Below are 1223 nucleotides of genomic sequence, written 5' to 3'. Positions count from 1 at the left end.
GTTACCGTCTGGCCTATGCCCTTTATTTCCCTGAGCTTGTCAACGACGATTTTACCGACTTCCTCGGAGCTGGGGGCGCGGACCTTTATGAGGAGGTCCCACTCACCGGCTATTATGTGAACCTCGTAGACCCCTTCGAGTGCCGCTATCCTCTCGGCGACCTGCCTCTGGGTGAGACCTGAGTCGGGGTCATATCTGGCGAGTATGAAGGCCGTCGTGCCGAGGTTGAGCTTCTTGTAGTTGGGCTTCACCGTAAACTTCTCTATTATCCCCTCGTCGAGGAGGCGCTTAATCCTGTAGTGGACCGTCGTCCTCGGTATCCCGAGCTTCTTGCTGAGGCTCGCTATGTTCTCCCTCGCGTTCTCGCGCAGTTCCTTCAAAAGCCTAAGGTCGATGGCATCAAGGTTGCCCGTCATCGCGACCCCCTTCGTCACCTATTCAATTCCAATCGCATGAGGTTGATGAGAAGGCTTATTTAAAGGTTTTCCCTTAGCCATTGGGCAAAGGCCCTCAGCGCCCGTCCCCTGTGGGAGATTTCGTTCTTCTCCTCGGTTGTCATTTCGGCAAAGGTCTTATCGAATCCATCCGGCTTGAACACTGGGTCGAAGCCGAAGCCGCCGCTTCCCCTCGGTTCGGTCGTTATCTCACCGTCAACCCTACCTGTGAAGATATGAAGCTCACCGTCCCAGTAGGCTATGACGCTCTTGAAGTAAGCTTTTCTGTTGGTCTCTCCCTCAAGGAGCTTGAGGATTCCGTTGTAGCCAAGGGTCTTGTAAATGTAGGCCGAGTAGACACCGGGGAAGCCCTTGAGCGCCTCTACAAAGAGGCCCGAGTCGTCGAGGAAGAAGGGACCCTCAATTCTCTCCGCCAGCCATCTCACGCCGTATTCTGCAACCTCCTCAAGGGTGTCCGCCTGTATCTCAGGATACTCAAAGTGGAGCTGGTAGACCTCGACTCCAAGGGGCTTGAAGTACTTCCTGGCTTCCTCAACCTTGCCGGGATTGGATGTTATGAACGCCAGCCTCATGAGACCACCGGAGAAAAGGGGGAGAATAGGATTAAAAGGTTTAGTCGATGGTGTAGCCGATTTTCTGAACGAGCTCCCTGCGCTCCTTCCTCTGCTCCTCGGTCTCTATTTTGTTGGCCGCCTTGCCGTCAACAACTCCAAGGACGCTCCGTCCGAGGTCGGTCTCGGCAACGATGACCTGGAAGGGGTTCTCACT

Annotated in this window: 3 protein-coding genes; all 3 read right to left on the bottom strand. The window is 54.8% G+C overall.

The annotated features are described in order from the left end of the window. Positions 1-416: Lrp/AsnC family transcriptional regulator (locus MVO87_RS03420; RefSeq protein WP_297552194.1), on the bottom strand; the 416-nt coding region annotated here is incomplete at its 3' end. A 59-nt stretch (positions 417-475) separates the two neighbouring features. Then, on the bottom strand, positions 476-1027 hold the full coding sequence (locus MVO87_RS03415) for an XTP/dITP diphosphatase (RefSeq protein WP_297512609.1): 552 nt from the start codon (positions 1025-1027) through the stop codon (positions 476-478). Positions 1028-1067: 40 nt separating this feature from the next. Next, the coding region (locus MVO87_RS03410) for an adenosine-specific kinase (protein WP_297552192.1) at positions 1068-1223 on the bottom strand (156 nt) is incomplete at its 5' end.

The organism is Thermococcus sp. (genome assembly GCF_027063845.1).
Taxonomy (GTDB): domain Archaea; phylum Methanobacteriota_B; class Thermococci; order Thermococcales; family Thermococcaceae; genus Thermococcus.
The sequence above is the reverse complement of the archived record's forward strand: the minus strand, read 5'-3'. Positions and strand labels throughout refer to the sequence as shown.

Bases quoted from the DNA above. Each gene is read 5' to 3' on its own strand.
- MVO87_RS03415 (WP_297512609.1), bottom strand. From the start codon at position 1,027: ATGAGGCTGGCGTTCATAACATCCAATCCCGGCAAGGTTGAGGAAGCC.